18 protein-coding genes and 2 pseudogenes are annotated in these 17353 nt (G+C 47.1%); 7 read left to right on the top strand and 13 right to left on the bottom strand.

Annotation, left to right across the window (positions count from 1 at the left end; genetic code table 11):
- Nucleotides 1–116: helix-turn-helix domain-containing protein (locus IM500_RS23455; protein WP_287737421.1), on the bottom strand; the 116-nt coding region annotated here is incomplete at its 3' end.
- 109 nt (nucleotides 117–225) lie between these two features.
- On the opposite strand from IM500_RS23455, the gene IM500_RS23450 reads away from it, so the two are divergent.
- Together IM500_RS23450 and IM500_RS23445 are read left to right on the top strand one after the other, a co-directional pair.
- Nucleotides 226–438 (top strand): transposase, encoded by a 213-nt coding sequence (locus IM500_RS23450; RefSeq protein WP_430015975.1) that lies wholly within the window; start codon nucleotides 226–228, stop codon nucleotides 436–438.
- Nucleotides 439–454: 16 nt separating this feature from the next.
- Complete coding sequence (locus IM500_RS23445) at nucleotides 455–598, top strand: transposase (RefSeq protein WP_261779553.1); 144 nt, start codon at nucleotides 455–457, stop codon at nucleotides 596–598.
- 72 nt (nucleotides 599–670) lie between these two features.
- On the opposite strand, the pseudogene IM500_RS23440 reads toward IM500_RS23445, so the two are convergent.
- The 7 genes and pseudogenes from IM500_RS23440 to IM500_RS23410 all read right to left on the bottom strand — a co-directional run.
- Nucleotides 671–1021: pseudogene (locus tag IM500_RS23440) on the bottom strand (calcium:cation antiporter family protein); the annotation flags it as partial.
- 72 nt (nucleotides 1022–1093) lie between these two features.
- Nucleotides 1094–1915 carry a phosphate ABC transporter ATP-binding protein PstB gene (pstB, locus tag IM500_RS23435; protein ID WP_287739631.1) on the bottom strand — a complete coding sequence of 274 codons (822 nt, stop codon included), beginning with the start codon at nucleotides 1913–1915 and terminating at the stop codon, nucleotides 1094–1096.
- Nucleotides 1916–2054: 139 nt separating this feature from the next.
- Entirely contained in the window at nucleotides 2055–2945 is an 891-nt protein-coding gene (gene pstA / locus IM500_RS23430) for a phosphate ABC transporter permease PstA (protein WP_002738206.1), read from the bottom strand.
- A 6-nt stretch (nucleotides 2946–2951) separates the two neighbouring features.
- Nucleotides 2952–3896 (bottom strand): phosphate ABC transporter permease subunit PstC, encoded by a 945-nt coding sequence (pstC, locus tag IM500_RS23425; protein WP_190719879.1) that lies wholly within the window; start codon nucleotides 3894–3896, stop codon nucleotides 2952–2954.
- Between the two features lie 20 nt (nucleotides 3897–3916).
- Nucleotides 3917–4915 carry a PstS family phosphate ABC transporter substrate-binding protein gene (locus IM500_RS23420; protein WP_061430482.1) on the bottom strand — a complete coding sequence of 333 codons (999 nt, stop codon included), beginning with the start codon at nucleotides 4913–4915 and terminating at the stop codon, nucleotides 3917–3919.
- A gap of 20 nt (nucleotides 4916–4935) precedes the next feature.
- Complete coding sequence (locus IM500_RS23415; protein ID WP_287739630.1) at nucleotides 4936–6009, bottom strand: sulfate ABC transporter substrate-binding protein; 1074 nt, start codon at nucleotides 6007–6009, stop codon at nucleotides 4936–4938.
- A gap of 110 nt (nucleotides 6010–6119) precedes the next feature.
- Nucleotides 6120–6794 carry a cadmium resistance transporter gene (locus IM500_RS23410; RefSeq protein ID WP_012264446.1) on the bottom strand — a complete coding sequence of 225 codons (675 nt, stop codon included), beginning with the start codon at nucleotides 6792–6794 and terminating at the stop codon, nucleotides 6120–6122.
- A 216-nt stretch (nucleotides 6795–7010) separates the two neighbouring features.
- Between IM500_RS23410 and IM500_RS23405 the strand changes: the two genes are divergently transcribed.
- A complete protein-coding gene (locus IM500_RS23405) occupies nucleotides 7011–8273 on the top strand; it encodes a sulfonate ABC transporter substrate-binding protein (RefSeq protein ID WP_190719889.1) in 1263 nt (420 codons plus the stop codon).
- A 447-nt stretch (nucleotides 8274–8720) separates the two neighbouring features.
- On the opposite strand, the gene sigC is transcribed toward IM500_RS23405, so the two are convergent.
- The 3 genes from sigC to IM500_RS23390 all read right to left on the bottom strand — a co-directional run bounded on the left by sigC (nucleotide 8721) and on the right by IM500_RS23390 (nucleotide 12203).
- On the bottom strand, nucleotides 8721–9965 hold the full coding sequence (sigC, locus tag IM500_RS23400; protein ID WP_287739629.1) for an RNA polymerase sigma factor SigC: 1245 nt from the start codon (nucleotides 9963–9965) through the stop codon (nucleotides 8721–8723).
- A gap of 161 nt (nucleotides 9966–10126) precedes the next feature.
- A complete protein-coding gene (locus IM500_RS23395; protein WP_287739628.1) occupies nucleotides 10127–11188 on the bottom strand; it encodes an anthranilate phosphoribosyltransferase family protein in 1062 nt (353 codons plus the stop codon).
- 43 nt (nucleotides 11189–11231) lie between these two features.
- A complete protein-coding gene (locus IM500_RS23390) occupies nucleotides 11232–12203 on the bottom strand; it encodes a LysR family transcriptional regulator (protein ID WP_190719895.1) in 972 nt (323 codons plus the stop codon).
- 496 nt (nucleotides 12204–12699) lie between these two features.
- On the opposite strand from IM500_RS23390, the gene IM500_RS23385 reads away from it, so the two are divergent.
- Complete coding sequence (locus IM500_RS23385) at nucleotides 12700–12822, top strand: hypothetical protein (RefSeq protein ID WP_287739627.1); 123 nt, start codon at nucleotides 12700–12702, stop codon at nucleotides 12820–12822.
- 6 nt (nucleotides 12823–12828) lie between these two features.
- Here the strand turns inward: IM500_RS23385 and IM500_RS23380 are convergent, their stop codons facing one another.
- The gene (locus IM500_RS23380) at nucleotides 12829–13797 is read right to left on the bottom strand and encodes an endonuclease/exonuclease/phosphatase family protein (RefSeq protein WP_242034538.1); all 969 of its coding nucleotides are present in this window, start codon (nucleotides 13795–13797) and stop codon (nucleotides 12829–12831) included.
- 572 nt (nucleotides 13798–14369) lie between these two features.
- Between IM500_RS23380 and IM500_RS23375 the strand changes: the two genes are divergently transcribed.
- The 3 genes from IM500_RS23375 (at nucleotide 14370) to IM500_RS23365 (ending at nucleotide 16781) form a co-directional block, all read left to right on the top strand.
- Nucleotides 14370–14648, top strand: a complete 279-nt coding sequence (locus IM500_RS23375) for a type II toxin-antitoxin system RelE/ParE family toxin (RefSeq protein ID WP_190719898.1) — start codon at nucleotides 14370–14372, stop codon at nucleotides 14646–14648.
- A gap of 46 nt (nucleotides 14649–14694) precedes the next feature.
- Nucleotides 14695–15006 (top strand): HigA family addiction module antitoxin, encoded by a 312-nt coding sequence (locus IM500_RS23370; RefSeq protein ID WP_190719901.1) that lies wholly within the window; start codon nucleotides 14695–14697, stop codon nucleotides 15004–15006.
- Between the two features lie 335 nt (nucleotides 15007–15341).
- Nucleotides 15342–16781: a folate/biopterin family MFS transporter gene (locus tag IM500_RS23365; protein WP_287739626.1), complete on the top strand. Its 1440-nt coding sequence runs from the start codon at nucleotides 15342–15344 to the stop codon at nucleotides 16779–16781.
- A gap of 58 nt (nucleotides 16782–16839) precedes the next feature.
- Here the strand turns inward: IM500_RS23365 and IM500_RS23360 are convergent.
- Nucleotides 16840–17115: pseudogene (locus IM500_RS23360) on the bottom strand (type II toxin-antitoxin system YafQ family toxin).
- Nucleotides 17116–17353 lie beyond the last annotated feature (238 nt).

The following is a 17353-nucleotide window of genomic DNA, read 5'->3' as shown; positions in this document are numbered from 1 at the left end:
TTCCGTTCTGAAAGAGCGTAATTATAAACGCTCTTACAAACATCAAGAATGTGGATGATCTCCCGTTCCTGTTGCCTATTTACCTTTAGTTTGTACTGGTAGGTAAGCGTTATCACTGTCGTTCGTTTCGTGATGTACAATCAGATTATAACACTTACCGCCTAATATGTCAACTGATTACAATCATGAATTTAGCTCTGTTTATAAACTTACCGCTCACGTCGTATTCGTCATCAAATACCGGCCATTGCTATTAACAATGAAATCTTAGCCCGACTTAAAGAAATTTTTGTGTCAACGCTCACGAAATGGGACAGCACATTACTTGATTTCAACGGTGAATCGGATTACGTTCACCGGATTATCGATGACAAACCTGACATCGCTTTATCCAAATTAATCGCTAACCTTAAAACAGTTAGTAGTCCCATTAATTAGAAAGGAATTTCTGGATTTGGCGGCCAAGTATTTCTACAACAAACCCTATTTTTGGACGGGAGCTTATTTCGTGGCCAGTTGTGGCGGCGTTACCATCGAACAACTAAAAAAATACGTCGAGAACCAAAACTCCCCAAAAGTGGAAACCCTACCGCGTTAGTTTTATTCTGGTGGCGATTCATCTCCCGTTAACCGCTACGCGGTTTAACGGGAGTCCTCTCGCGACCTTGAGATAGCGTAAGCCGCCGAAAAACATCGATACGCCCGTTACCAGCAGCAGATTCCCGATAATTGAACCAGTAATCGTCGCTTTCACCACCTCGATCAAACCTTCTTCGAGGGCGGCGTAGGCGAGAATTAATTCGGTAGCGTTGCCGAAGGTGGCGTTCAATAAACCGCCGAGATTGGGACCGACCACGACGGCGATTTCCTCGGTCGCTTTTCCCATGTAAGCGGCCAGGGGAACAATCGCTAGACAGGCACTCAGGAAAACGATCGTCACGTCCCAACGCAGGAAATTCCAGGCGATCGAGATCGGGACAAAAACCAACAAAATAGCGAAAATCCAGTCCTTTCTATTCATAGCAATGGGTGTCTCGGCATAAAACCGCGCACGGTTTTGAAAAACAGACTATCGAGTTTTTTTCTGTTTCAATTACCCAAATCGCCCGCTAATATACTCGCGGGCCTCGTCGGTTTGGGGATTGCCGAACATAACTTCCGTGGGGCTGAATTCGACTAATTTCCCCCGGCGTTTCCCGGAGGGATCGGTTTCGGTGTTAAAAAATGCCGTCCAGTCGGCGATCCGCGATGCCTGCTGCATATTGTGGGTGACGGTGATGATCGTGTAACTTTCCTTCAGTTGTAAGCACAATTCCTCCACCTGACGGGTAGAAATGGGATCGAGGGCCGAACAGGGTTCATCCATCAATAAAACATCTGGCTTCATAGCGGTCGCAACGCGCTCGCTACGCGAGATCGCACGGGCGATACAGAGACGCTGTTGTTGTCCCCCCGATAGTGCCGTTCCTTTTTCTTTGAGTTTGTCCTTTACTTCCTCCCAGATCGCCGCCTGCCGCAGGGAATACTCGACCAATTCCTCAAGATTTCCCTGATAACCGTTGGTTCGGGGTGCGTAGGCGATATTCTCGTAAATGCTCTTGGGAAAAGGGTTCGGACGTTGGAAAACCATCCCCACCTGTCGCCGTAACTTGACGGCGTTGACCTGCGAATCGTAAATATTCTGATTTCGGTAGAGTAATCTTCCCTCCACCTTGGCACCGGGGATCAGATCGTTCATTCGGTTAAAGCAGCGCAAGAGGGTACTTTTCCCGCAACCAGACGGCCCGATAAAGGCGATGATTTTTCGCGCGGGAATTTTAATATGAACGTCCACAAGAGCGAGAAACCCGTTATAAAAAACTTTGACACCTTCTGCGTCGAAAACACTGTGATCTGGGTTAAGGTGGGTAGTCATGGCAAAAATTCTCCTGATCGTTTATTAAAGATCGATGGTTTTTTTAGAGGGGAGGGTTTGCAAACCCTCCCGTACTGGAGAAGTGGGGAGTGCAGGAGTAGGGAAGGTTATGTATCTACCCCCTTGCCCGCTGCCTTCCCTAATTCAGTGTCGAATAACGTTGACGTAGATAGATGGCGATGGCGTTGAGGGCGAGAATTAACAGGATCAGAACGATAATCGCGGCCGCCGCCGCATTGGCGAAACCGGGTTCGGGACGGGTGATATAGCTGAAAATTTGAATCGGTAGTGCCATAAAGCGTTGGAATAAACCAGGATCGAAAGTGAGGAAACTAACCGCGCCGACGACCATTAAGGAAGCCGCGTCCCCGATCGCCCGCGACACGGAGATAATCACCCCCGTGAGAATCCCCGGCACCGCGTAGGGTAAAACATGGTGTTGGATCGTCTGCCATTTGGTACTGCCTAGACCGTAGGAGGCTTGGCGTAGGGAATCGGGAACCGCCCGGATCGCCTCCCGCGCCGTGACGATAATCACCGGCAGCGAGAGAAGCGCAAGGGTTAACGCGCCGGAAATCAGCGTCGGGCCAAAATTGAGCAGATAGTTAAAAACCGCTAATCCTAATAAGCCGTAGACGATCGAGGGAACCCCGGCCAGATTGCCGATATTCACCTCGATCAGTGCCGTCCACCAAGTTTTCGGGGCGTATTCCTCTAGATACAAAGCCGACCCGACCCCGATCGGCACCGCCACGAGAAGCACGATAATTCCCAGATAGAAACTACCGATGATCGCCGGACGGATACCGCCCCTTTCCGGGAAACGGGAAGGCGTTTCCGTGAGGAATCCGGGGGTTAAGAGTCGTCCGAGTCCATCGTGGGCGATATTCAACACCAACAGCGCCAGAACGAACAAACCGATCAGTAAACCGAAGAGGAAAAGATACTCGCAGAATTTGCCGATCGCCTCGCGGCGTTCGAGATGGTCGATAAATTCAACGGTATCGGATTTGACAGAGGATTTAACCATGGGAAATCAATCGTATTTTTCTTTAAAACGGTGGGATATCCAGTAACTGGCTAGATTCAGCACCAGCGTGATCAGAAAAAGCACCGCGCCGACCGCGTAGAGGGTTTTAAAACTGAGACTGCCCCGGGGCGCATCTCCCCCGGAAATCTCGGCCATAAAAGCGGTCATCGTGGCGATCGACTCGAAGGGATTGAGGGTAAGCCGGGGTTGCGAGCCGGCGGCGATCAACACCGTCATCGTTTCCCCCACCGCCCGGGACATTCCCAGAATAATCGAGGCCATGATCCCGGAGAGGGCGGCGGGGAGAACCACTTTAAAAATCGTTTCCAGCTTGGTAATTCCTAGCGCGTAGGAACCCTCGCGCAGGGAACGGGGAACCGCTCGGATCGCGTCTAAACTAATCGATCCCACCGTGGGAGTGATCATGATCCCCATCATTAACCCGGCGCTGAGGGCGTTAAAAATCTCGACGGGGAAAAGATTCCGCAAAGTGGGCGTGACAACGAGTAGGGCGAAGTACCCGTACACCACCGTGGGAATCCCGGCGAGAAGTTCCACCGCGGGGCGTAAAATCGCCGCTAGGTTCGGTTTCGCGTATTCGGCGAGGTAGATCGCGGAAGATAGGCCTAAAGGAACCGCGACGGACATAGCGATGGCTGTGGTTAAAAATGTCCCGTTAATTAGCGGCCAGATGCCGAAATGAGGGGTGGCGAACAGTGGAGTCCAACGGGTATCGAGAAAGAATTGGGCGAAAGATACCTCTTGAAAAAATCCCCACGTTTCGCTAAAAATAATCGCCACGATGCCGATCGTCGTCGCCACGGAAACGAAAGCGCAAGCGAAGAGAATGACCGCGATCATCTTCTCTTGAATATCGTCGCCGGGGTGCTTGAGGAGCGAATTATCTGCCGGCAAAAAAGAATTATCGAAAGAACTCGGGGTTAAGGTCATGGTTTGACAAAATTCCTTTTTTAGATAAAGTTCGTGATCGGTTCTCCCGGTTTAGCTTTGCCGAATTTCGATCCCGTTTCCCCGCGCTCGAATTTCCGCAGGGTTTTGACGTAGGCCTCATCAGGTAAAGCGACGTAACCCACGCCATCGACCCATTTCCAGGAATTTTCTAAATAGAAGCGCACGAATTTTTCCAGGGATGGATTCGTTTTTAAATTATTCTTGTTGACGTAGATAAACAGGGGACGGGAAAGGGGATTATAGACATTGCGGAGAACGTTATCGATGGGGACCGGTTTGACGCATTTTCCTTCATTATTTTCGATCGCCACCAAGTTCAATCGATCTTGGTTCTGCATATAGAAAGAGATGCCTAAATAGGCAAGCGCGGATGGATTGCCGATCACCCCCTGCACGAGCGCGTTTTGATTGCGGTTCGGGGTGAAATCGGTACGGCTATTTCTCCGTTTTCCCGTAATCGCTTGGGTGAAATAATCGAAGGTTCCCGTATCGGAAGGCGGGGCGAAAAGTAATAATCTCTCGTCGGGAAATTTGGGATTAATCTGTTTCCAACTGGTAATCCTACCCTCCGCTTTCGTGTTCCACATTCGATCGAGTTCTTTAATCGTTAAACACTTGGCGAATTGATTTTTTTTATTGACGATCACCGCCAATCCGTCGATCGCCATCGGTAATTCCAGAAATTCCACGCCGTTTTCCCGACATTTCTCGATCTCTTCTTTCCGGATCACCCGCGATGCCCCGGCAATGTCGAGATTTCCGGCGCAGAACTTACTAAAACCGCCCCCGGTTCCACTGGTGGCGACGCTTACCCGCGCTTCGGGATGGATTCTCTGATATTCTTCGGCAACGGCGAGGGAGAGGGCGAAACCCACCGCACCACCGTCGATCGAGACTGGCGCTTCTTTCTCGGCCGAGTCGGCCGGGCGACCGCAACCGGCGATCAAATTACTGGCCATCAGAAGGGAGATTAGGAAAAAATAATGAGAGAATTTCATAGATTAAAGCGGGAAAAATGTTAGGAAGCCGACTGGTTTTTAATCTGCTCGAAGATGCCGTTATTGGCCAGAAATTCCTTTTCGATCAACGTCCAACCCCCGAGATCTTGGGCGTTGAAAAGAGTTTCGATCGGCGGAAATTGTAGTCCTTCATCCTTGGCCACGAAGGGATTGACCGATCGATAGCCCAATTTGGCCAATTCCTGTTGTGCCGGCTCGGAATAGAGGAAATTCACAAAGGCCTCGGCCACCTCTCGCGTGCCGTGTTTATCGACATTTCTATCCACCACCGCCACGGGATTATCGATCGAGATATTGACCGGGGGGACTAAGTAATTGGTATCTGGTTGATTTCTTGCCGCTAGAATTACCTCGTTTTCGTAGGTGACTAAAACATCCCCCTTTCCTTCTTGGAAAAAGGCATTGCTGGCTTCCCGCGCGTCCCTGGCTAGGGTGGGAATCTTTTGATAGATCCGGCGGACAAAATCCCATGCCTGTTGCGGTTCGCCCCCCGTTTGCGTCACCGAACCCCAGAGGGCTAATAACTGCCAAATAGCGATCCCGGAAGTTTTCGGATCGGCGGATAGAACCGTAACGTCCTCTCTAGCCAGATCCGCCCAAGATTGAATCTTTTTCGGATTTCCCGCCCGCGTGACGATCGCCGCCACCGAGTGACTCACCACCCCCCGCCGCGGCACCCGATCTTCCCAACCGCGATTAATCAGGCCGGCTTGAGATATCCGCATCACGTCGAGGGGAAGGGCGAGATGTACCACGTCCGCCTCTTGTTTCCCGGCGATCACGTCATCGGCCTGGGCCAGGGAACCGCCGTAACTCCGCTGGAAAATGACTTTTTGGTTATGCTCTTTCCGCCATTTCTCGACGAATTTCGGGATAATCTGGTCGTGGGCGGCTTTCGTGACCGAGAAGGAAACGAGATTCAGTTTCACCTCCGGTTTTGAGCCGATTCCCCCGCAGGAGGCGAGGGCAATACTTGCCAACAGTCCCACTAACAGGAAGGAAAGGAAGCTCCTCCCCGATAAGGAACGAAAGGGACGAAACAGCGATCGAATTGGCAACAGTGATACATTCATCGGGATTTTCTCGATAAGGTTGCTCTAAACCAACTAATTTTTTCTTCTCTCTTCCTGAATTTTGACTCCCGTGGGAGCCGGAGATTGGCGATTTTTACGGGGGGTCTAATTTACCCGGTGGGAATCAACAGGCGATAGGAGCCGTTATCGAGAATAATCCGTAGGCCCAACCACATCAGCACAAAAGGGAAAAGCTTACTCGCATAACGGCTGAGGACAACCGCGATCCCCGGTTGGCGGGTTAGATTATAGGAGAGAAATAACCAAGTACAAACGATTAGATAGCAGATCGGGATGATTACGGCTAACTGCGCCACGGTACTATTGGCGAATAGGGGAATGTAGATACCGAGATTATTGCCGCCATTGGATATCGTGACCGCGGAAACTTTATAGGTTTGGCGATCGCTGAAGACTTGACCGAGGGATAGTCTGCGGGAGGCGAATCCGTGAAATCGGGCGTTTCTTCGCAAATTCACCTTGCGATCTGCGGTTTCCCTCTCGTTATCGCGATTTAACGTCAGTAAATTTCTCACACCGATGAGGATCGGCAAGATTCCGAGAAGACCGATATAAATCGGCGGGATGATTAAGCCGAGTAGAAAACCCAGCAAGCTCACCGATACTAAGGCCGTAAACCCGACTAGCTCGCCGACGACAACGTGAACCGGGCGAAAGGTACGATTTACCTCGCTAAAGAAGCCGGTTAGATAAATATTGTCGTCGAAGGTGGTGGCTATGCCGGTGGCCACCGCGATTTTGACGATTTCGATCAACCAATCCATCCATATTACCTCGATCTCTCAAAGGCGGGCGCAATTTAATTTTAAAACTATATCATTTTCAATACATTTATAAATGTACTTTGTTACACAATCGAGGAGTCGTGGATTTTTATAGTATGTAGATAAAACTAATGGAACCTCTCCCGATCAAGTTGGGAAACCCTTCCCTCTTGTCTCCTTTCCCGATCATAAATCTTGTTTTCTGCGAGAAATCCCATGCTCCACCGTTCGATCAAGTGTCTCTGGAAACCGTGGCGAAATTGGCGGGCAGTTCTTCCCGCAGTGCTTTTTTTGACCAGTCTCGTCGGGAGCTTTCTCCTGGCTGGATTTTCCGACACGAACGCAAAGCGCTCGCTACGCGAGATCGCCGTCGGTCAAAATTCTCGATCCGATAACCCGATTCTGAACCTCGTCGATAGCTTTAAATTCCCCCGAAATACGACTCCCCGGCTATTGGAAACCGTGGGATTATTTATCGCTGGAATTCTCTTCTGTATCGCGATCGATCGCTGGTTCAAGCGCTCGACCCCCTCCGATATCACTCCTCTCGCCAAACAAGCGCGGCGGTTAGGAACCCTCAAGATCGGCTATCCCGAGGGCATGACCAATCTGGAAGTTCTCCGCGCCCAGGCCTTTCTGGAAAGACGCTTAAAACCCTTTGGGGTGACGGTAACGTGGACGAGTTTTCTGGCCGCTTCCTCTCTGATCGAGGCCTTGAGCAACGGAACGATCGACTTCTGCGGTGGTGGCGGTACGGCGAGTATTTTCTCGCAAGCGGCGGAACACGTCTTCGTCCGGGTAGCCAAAGAAAAATATACCGCCCCGAAAGGTCAGGCGATTCTCGTGCCTGAGGATTCGCCAATAGAGACGTTGGCGGATTTAAAAGGAAAAAGAATCGCCTTCGATCGAGGTTCGAGCGCCCATTATGTCCTCATCCGCGCCCTGATGAGAGTGAATCTAGAATTAAGCGATATCGAACCGGTGTATGCGACTCAACCGGAAGCACTGGTGCTTTTTCGTCGCGGTGAGATCGACGCTTGGGTGGTCTGGGTTCCCTATTCCCCCACGGAGACGCGCACCTATCCGGGAAGATCGGTGGCGGATCTAGAGAGTATATTCGGGGAAAACGCCTCTCTAGAAGTGCCGACCTATTATTATGCGGTTCCCGAATTGGTGCGGGATTATCCCGATGTACTGAAGGTGATTTTAGAAGAGGTGAACGAGGCGGGGGCCTGGGCGAAACAACAGGAGTTAGAGGCGACGAGACGCTTGGCAGCCCACCACGAGATCGATCCGGCGATCGTGACTAATCTCGAACAACGGGCCTCTGAACGTGCCATTATCCCAATCGACGATCGCTCTCTGACGGCCCTACAACACCAAGCTCATATCTTCCGAGACCTGAAGCTGATCCCCCATCGGGTCAATGTGCGCGACGGAACCTACACCCTACAGACGAAACAAAATTGGACATATTAATACTAAATCCGTTGAGTATAGGCTACATATCAGGATAGGCAAGAGGCAATAGGCAAAAGGAGGAATAAATAATCAGTTTTTAATAACAGGATTTAGGATAAATCCTGTTTAAAAGGTATAGGGGAGTGGGGAGCGCCAGAGCAGGGAGAAACAATCCATGACTGGGGAGTTAATCACAGTATTAAAAACGGATTTGGTATCATCAAATCCTTATTCTCGGTGAGTTAAAATCTCCTAAAAAAATAGGGAGTATTTTCAGATCACTGATTATACTAAATCCGTTAAGTATAGGCTACATATCAGGATAGGCAAGAAGCAAGAGACAAAAGGCAAAAGGAGGAATAAATAATCAGTTTTTAATAACAGGATTTAGGATTACTGTTTACTGTTCACTGAAAATACTCCCCACACCCTGCCCCCGGGAAAAACTTTTTCCACATACCCTAACTAACTCAACGCTTCAAAATAATCGCGAATTTGATTATGTAGCTGGGATTGACGCAGTTTTTGCAAAGCTTTCAACTCAATTTGTCGTACCCTTTCCCGGGATAATTCCAAAGTGCGACCGATATCAGCCAAAGAATGGGATTTACCATCGAGAAAACCATAGCGCAATTCAATCACTTCTCGTTCACGAGTGGTTAAATCTGCCAATAGTGCTCTGATATCTCTTTGCAAAGATTCATAGACAAAATGATTTTCTGAAGACACTGCTTCGATTTCCAAAAGGTCTAATAATTCCGTATCTTTTTCCTTACCCACTTTTATTTCTAAGGAAACCGAACGCGGCACTGTCATCAACAATTCCCGCACAGCTTCAGGAGTCAGAGCTAACTCTTGGGCAATTTCCTCTACGGTCGCAGTGCGACCGCGCATTTGCGAGATTTTCCGTTGTGCCTTCTTAATTCTGTTGAGTTTTTCGGTAATATGAACCGGTAAGCGAATAATCTGGCTTTTAGTTGCGACCGCTCTTGTCATTCCTTGACGGATCCACCAGTAGGCATAGGTACTAAAACGATAGCCTTTGGTGGGATCAAATTTCTTGACGGCGCGTTCTAAACCCAGGGTTCCCTCTTGAATCAAATCCAATAATTCTAAACCGCGATTCTGATATTTTTTGGCCACCGACACCACCAGACGTAAATTGGCCTTGATCATCTGTTCTTTGGCACGGGTACCAAGGGCAATAATTTCTTCTAATTCCCCCACTTCTAAGCCCGCTAGGTGCGCCCAACGCTGTTTCCCTGCTTTTAAAGCATTTTTTAACTCAGACACCCTGATTTGGGCGGTTTTTGCCCAGCGTTCTAGGGAGGGACGATGGGCTAATTGAGCGGTTAGCTGATCGCGCACCTCAATTAACTTGACAAATTGCTGTACTTGTGCATCACCTTGTTTAACGGCGGCGGCGCATAATTTCAGTAAAGACAGATGACGCTGTACCTGTTGCGCTTGTTCAACTTCCTCGTCCCGTTTGAGCAGAGGCACTCTGCCAATGTCTTGTAGGTATAAACGTACTAAATCGGTAGTTGTGCCGTTGCTGTAGCTTTTTTCGGGACTAGATACTAAATCATCTTCCAAATCACTGCCGAGAAAATCTTCATCCAGGTCGATCGAGTTTTCCTTCAGTTTTAAGATAGAAAAAGAGGGACAGATAAATTCAGTTTCGAGCGTCGAGGGGTTAATTGCAGACATGATGGCTTCTCTAGGGGCGACTGTGATAGGAATTAGAAACTTCTAAATCGTTTACCGTAGTCATAGCTTTCCCACTTGAGCGAGGAAATGATGCAGTTGGGAAAATTTTTTTCTCAAAAGTATTTATAATGGATTGATTTTCCCTACAGTCCTATTCCTATCTATTCCTGATTTTGGAGATAATTACGGATTTGTTCTAGTTTAGCCAGGGCTTTTCCTGACTGTAAAGATTGTTGTGCTTGCTGGAAAGCCGTGGGGATATCCGGGGCAATTCCACAGCGCCAAAGATAAAAACCACCGTTAAAAATTGCCGCATCGGTTAATTCATTATTTTCTCCGGCTAATAAACCCTTTAATTTAGCGGTGAGCATCTCTAAAGATTCCAGGGGATAATCCGAGGGACAGAAGCCATAATCGCGAGGATTTAGGAAAAATCGCTGAAAGGAAGGGGTATCGGTGGGATTTCCCAGACCGATAATCGCCGTCCGATTACAGGCTAAATCACAACTCCCCTCTAATCCTTTCACGGTGGTGAAGTGAGAGATATTTCTCAGGGCAAAAGTTTCGCGAAAACGATCTTCGGTGGGGGGATGAACAAAACCCGATATCTGATGAATATTACCCACAAAAGGCGACCACATTAACTCTACCGTGGCCATGGGCGGACGTTTACCGATTTGCTCCCGATAGGGAATAAAATTCTGTACTAGGGGAAAATGGCGCGGAATATAGAAAAAAGTCAATCCTGTGGTGATTAAACAGTCTTTCACTGCTGCTAAGGATAATTGACTAAAATCTGCTCCTAATTGCTGCCAGATTTCTCTGAGGGAAATACCGTATTTAGTCGGCATTTGATCGCCCCCGTGCAGGACTACGGGAACCCCCGCCAACCCTAAGATTAAAGTAGTGATCGGAGTAACTGGGGCAGTGCGAGAGCGTCCATCGTAGGGATTGCCAAAAATAGCGATCGGATGCTGAAAAGAGGCTGATTCTAGGGTTATTTGCGGGCCAAGCTCGGCGTAGGCATCAAGCATTCCCGCTAACTCATCGCTGGTGGGGCGTTTAATGCGATGGGCAATCATAAAAGCACCGATTTGGGCCGGGGTTGCCTCTTGGGTTAACATCATCTTGGTGGCCATTGCCGCTTCAGGACGGGTTAAATTTCTGCCCGTATGGGTGCCACTACCGATCGCTTTTAATAATTCTCGAAAAGTATCGCTCATCTCAAGGAAAAAAATAAAGAGTAAATGGGATTGATGGGGATTGCTAAGGCTGGACGGGGTGGTTTTCTAAGCTTTTAACCACACTTTGATTCATTTGCCGCACTAATTGACAAAAATGAGCGATCGGTGGTATCTGTAGGCGATCGCTAGTGGTGACAAGGACTACCTGACGGGTGGGACGATGACTAAATTTACCATTGTTAAGATGGGGATTTTCGCCACTAGGGGAAGCAAGAGGACGAATGGCGAGGGTGGCATCGCTACGGGCCTCCATCAAGGCGGATTGGGGCAGAAGAGCGATAATATTACCCTGACGCACCACACCGCGAAAAGCATCGAGGGTGTTTAATTCCATGACGGTTTTCAGGTGGGCATCCTGACGGGAAAACCATTCTTGTACTAATCTTTGCATTCCGTAGCCGTCTTTGAAAACCACTTGCGGATAGGGGATTAATTCTGACCATGGCACTTCTTTGTATTGGGCGAGGGGATGATTAGCGGCCATGAGAATTTCGATCGCTTCTTGGTATAATACCTCGACCACCATCTCCGGGCTAGAGGTGAGAAAACGATTATTCATTACCAACGCCACATCTACTAAACCATCCCGCAGCACTTTTAAAGCGCGATCGCTGCCTAGGGCTGTAACTCTTAACTGAACTTCTGGGTATTCAGCACAAAATTTCGGCAAAATCGGCGGTAAATAGTGGGCGCACACGGAATGAATCGCCGCAACGCACAATTCTGGCTGTTTTCCTGCCTGTAGGTCGGTGATTTCCTCGTGAATATTCGTCCATTCTTGACAAATCCGTTTCGCCCGGGGCAGTAATTTCTCGCCAGCAATGGTTAACTTCGCTTGGGCGGTACGATGGAAAAGAGGTAAGCCCAAATCGGTTTCTAGGGATTGAATCTGGCGGCTGATAGTCGATTGGGTGACTCCACACTGGCGCGCGGCTTGACCAAAATTGCCCGTATCGGCTACGGCTAAAAAGGCTTGCAATTGCTCGATCCGCATTCTTTCTCGTTTTAATTACATTCCGTCATGACCTTATGACGATAACGAATTTTATTCTGACTTTTGGTAGAAATTGCTACCGTTTTCTCAGTTATCAGTTATTTCAGCGGTCAGCCTTGAACTACTTCTCGCTCATAATTGGGCTGTTGAACTGTCTTTTTTCTGGCAGATTCAACAATCCTGATTTCATCAGAATATTTTCTACCTTGCTAGGGATTACTAGGGATGTAATCTGGGATAAAGTTAAGTAGGTAGGTGTTAAAAGTTGTCAGAGTAACCTTTAGGGTGGTTGGGTTTCGCTTAAACAAGCGACTTGAGCTATTTTCGACCCAGTATTGTTGCGCTCAACCCAACCTACGAGCGATGCGATCGCTGCGCTTTTTTCTGGCTTGAGATTTTGAGTTTTACGGCAACTGCTTGAGTTTTTTTGAATTACCTCTTGACAATCAAGACAGTCGCTACGAGGCGATGCGATCGCACTTATCAACTTCAATGAATGAGTAAGGTGCGTTCCCAAAAGTCGCTCGGTGGAGTGGTAGAACTGACCTTAGGGAACGCACCCTACGGCTACGGCAATAGCGATCGCAACAGCAATGCGATCGCTATGAACCTGAGCTAAAACAAGCTACATCACGCGTAGTTTTGCAATCACTGGACGATGATCAGATACACCTGAAGGCAGTGTGATGACCTGATCAACCCTGACATTTTGGCTGACGAAAATGTGGTCAATGGGAATTTTTAGAGCTTGTTTCCAATGATCGAGATGGGATAGTGATCGCGCTTCGTCAGTATAAAACCAGGTTGGATTTAGTCCATGCCCTAGATTGACACTGCGTAATCCTGAGTTAATGATAAAGTTGCGAAAATAAATCGACCAGGAGGTGAGGTTAAAGTCACCCATTATTACGGTAGTGATTGACTGCTGTGCTGCATAGGCTGCCAGGGCCACCATCGCCTGGTTACGATTGATAAAGTTAGGCATGGATATAGGGGCAAGGGGATGGGCAACAACAACCCGAATGGGGTGTCCTGTCACATTAACGCTTGCGAATAGGCTATGGTGGCGGGTTCCCAAGTTGTCAGTCGTCGCCTCTGTAATGGGATAGCGGCTAAATAAACTCAGTCCGCCTCCCGTTGCGCGGTAATAGTAAGGATAAAGATCCTGCACATTGTCTAGTAGCTCTGCTGCCTGCTCCTTGAACGGTTCAACTAACCCGAATACATCTACGGGATTTGCCCGAACCAGGTCAGTCACGGCACTGGTCTCCCATAGTTGGTAGTTGACGTTGTAGGTCATTACAGTCAATGGGAAACCACCAGTTCTAGCATCTCGCAACCTCGGAACATACCAGGTACCAATTGTGCTGGCATAAAACCCCAGTCCGACAGCTAACGTGATCATCAATTTCCAGCGCGAAGGACGGAACCTGGGTAAAAACAGAGCCAACAGCAAGATCAAAGTCAAGCCCGCAAACCAAAGATAGCCTGTCCCCAAAATCTCAAAAAACCATAGCTTATACCATACTCCAGGGGTGAAGCTGATTAGCAACAGGCTAAGTGCCATCGACCACAGCAAAATACTGGTCAGCATAACATCTATTGAAAATCCAATGACTTTGTCACCGGGGACTAACCAGATATTATACGAAAACTTTCCACACATCACCCCCAATACACATTTTAAAAAAAATCTTTCTCTATATTACTCTCAAATAGAGCGATCGCAAGAAAATTTCCCGACAACATGACAATGAGCCTGTTATGCCGATTAGCACATTTTTTTATGAACCCTCCACCACTACCAGAGCAGCGATCATACTAATGTAAGAAATAGATGATCTATCCCCAATTAAGTGCTAATCTGGCAGAGGATATTAGATTACCTAGACTTATCAACTTCAATGAATGAGCAAGGTGCGTTCCCCAAAATCGATCGGTGGAGTAGTAGGACTTGCATTAGGGAACGCACCCTAGGGCGATAGCGATCGCACTAGAACCCCTTTTGCTTTCATAGTAGTTTGAGCCTTGACATTTGTAACCTTCCACATTACAGTGGAGTTGTAACCTACAAAGTTACAAAAAATATATTTATGTATAAGATTAAACTGTCATTAAACTGTTATAGACCAAGATTTAATATGAAATATAGTAGAAATCCATTGAATGATACAAACTTTTAGAAATAAGGCATTAGAAAGATTATTAAAAGAAGGTAATGCAAAAGGTATACCCAAAGATTTAGAAAAAAGAATAAGGAGAAGACTTGAAGTGATAGATTCTGCAACAGCTATAGATGACCTTAGAATACCGGGTTATGATTTACACCAGCTTAAAGGGGATAGAAGAGAAACTTGGTCAATAAAGGTATCAGGTAACTGGCGTATTACTTTCACATTTAGAAATAATGATGCCTACGATTTAAACCTTGAAGATTATCACTGACTATAAGGAAAAACAAAGAGTTTTGATTCAAACAGGAAAATAATTTATGAAAGACTTACAAGATATTATTAATGGGAGGCAAATAAGACCAGTGCATCCTGGAGAGGTCATTTCAGATGTGCTTGAAGATATTGAAATGACTCAAACAACCTTTGCTGAGCTTCTCGGTGTGTCTCGGCGCACTGTTAATGAAATTATTCAAGGTCGAAGACCAATCACGGTAGACATGGCCATTCGTATTGGGAAAACCTTAGGGAATGGTCCTCAACTTTGGCTCAACCTTCAGCAAAAGGTTGACATCTGGGATGCGATACAAAAGCATAAGGAAGAATATAAAAAATTGCCAACGATAGCATAACGGGATACATCTATCCTGGCTTGCTAGCTAAGTTTAAATTGTGATATGAACTCTTACCTGTCGAGATAAGAGTTCATATAGCATTCTGCTGAAGATTTGACAGATAAGCATTTTTTCCAGAATCTTTCCCTATATTACTCTCAAATAGAGCGATCGCAAAAAACTTTCCCCATAACACGACAATAAGCCTTTTATGGGGAAATTCAACTAAAACCCTAAAACCCAATACCCAACCGCCAAAACCTAAAGCTCAACAGCCAAACCCTAACAGCTAACGCACCGATCGAGCGCTCAATCATTATTATAGAGACAGTAACAAATATTTATGAAACTTCATGCTTATTAATCGCCTTGGCATCGATCGCGGGAAAAAATTCCTTAAAGAGACTATCTTGTTCGGAAATGACCCTAATCCCGAATTAATTGGCATTTTAGGGGTTTATTTCGTGCAGGGCATTCTCGGACTCTCCCGATTAGCGGTTAGCTTTTTTTTAAAAGACGATTTGGCCTTGAGTCCCTCCCAGATGGGGGCATTAATCGGAGTGGCGGCGATTCCTTGGGTGATTAAACCAGCTTTTGGCTTTCTTTCGGATGGTTTGCCTATTTTTGGCTATCGTCGTCGGCCCTACCTAATTTTATCGGGAATTCTCGGGGTTTTAGCTTGGTTAGCCCTAGCCACTGTGGTGGAGAATGCTTGGCAAGCGATGGCCGCGATCCTGCTTGGTTCCCTTTCTGTCACCATTAGCGATGTCATCGTCGATTCTTTGGTAGTAGAAAGAGCGCGCAAAGAGTCCTTCACTCAATCCGGTTCTCTACAGTCCTTAACTTGGGGAATATCGGCGTTAGGCGGCTTAATTACGGCTTATCTCGGTGGTTGGTTACTCGCACACCTCGGTACTCGTCCCGTCTTCGCTCTCACGGCTATTTTTCCCCTGATTGCCTCAGCCATGGCGTTTTTAATTACAGAGGAAAAAGTCAAGAATAATAATGATGAATCACAATCCACGCCCAAAGTCAAGGAGCAAATCGGGCAATTATGGTCAGCAATTAGACAAAAATCAATTTTATTACCCACTGCCTTTATTTTCCTCTGGCAGGCTACTCCTAGCGCCGATTCTGCCTTTTTCTACTTCACCACCAACGAGTTAGGATTTGAACCAGAATTTTTAGGACGAGTGCGCTTAGTCACCAGTTTAGCCTCGATCCTGGGCATCTGGGTATATCAAAGGTTTTTAAAAGCGATTTCCTTTCGTTTAATTTTGGGTTGGAGTACGGTGATTTCTGCGCTTTTAGGGATGACTACCCTAATCTTAGTTACCCATACTAATCGAGCGCTCGGTATTGACGATCATTGGTTTAGTTTGGGGGATAGTCTCATCCTCACCGTCATGGGACAAATTGCCTTTTTACCCGTCTTAATTTTATCGGCCCGTCTTTGTCCCGTGGGCATTGAAGCATCTCTATTCGCTTTATTAATGTCCATCTGGAATATGTCGGGATTAGTTTCCCAAGAAATCGGGGCTTTATTAACCCATTGGTTGGGAGTCACCGAAACTAATTTTGATAACCTTTGGTTATTGGTGGTGATTACTAATCTCTCCACTCTCCTACCTTTACCCCTAATTAAATGGCTACCTTCTACGGATCCGCAATCTCAGGAAGTCAAGAAAACTTTTCCCCCCGCAGAAGTCTTTGAACATCATGTTACTGGTTCTTTAGCTGAACCAGGTTTTATTCCCGAACTTGTCCCCGAATTAATCGAGACAAGAGATTGACAGTCCAGAAAACGGGTTTCTCAAAGAAACCCGTTTTCTAAGGGAATGGTTAAGAAGACTATTTAAACAGATCCGAATGAGTCCCAGTCCGAACGAGTGTTAAGCTTTCCTCATCTCGCTCAATCTTGTAGAGCAATAACCAATCTGGCTCGATATGGCACTCACGATAACCGGACTAATCTCCAACGAGATTATGATCTCGGTATCGCTCTGGTAGTATTTGTTCTTGCACCAGGAGTTCCACTACAGTTTTTAACTTTTCCAAGTCTTTACCCCGTTTTTTCATCTGCCTCAAATCGCGTCGAAAGCGGGTGCTTTCCTGTGGGGTTAACATTCCCCTGTATCCTTGTTCCAATCCTCGAACATCTGCCCGACGCTACTATAACTGAACTTCCCCCGTATAAACATACTAGCTATGGCTAAAAGTCTTAAAGAGCCTGAGTTAAAGCAATATAATACTAATGGACTACTGGACACAAAATCCTGAATTCCTTACGCAGATAGGGTTTGAGGCAAAATTTTTTAAATTTGACCTTTCGACCATTATAGCTTGTTTCGGGGCAGAAAACCAT

This window comes from Microcystis sp. M179S2, assembly GCF_020245805.1.
Taxonomy (GTDB): Bacteria; Cyanobacteriota; Cyanobacteriia; order Cyanobacteriales; family Microcystaceae; genus Microcystis; species Microcystis aeruginosa.
Note: the sequence above shows the minus strand (reverse complement) of the source record. Positions and strands in the feature narration are given on the sequence as shown.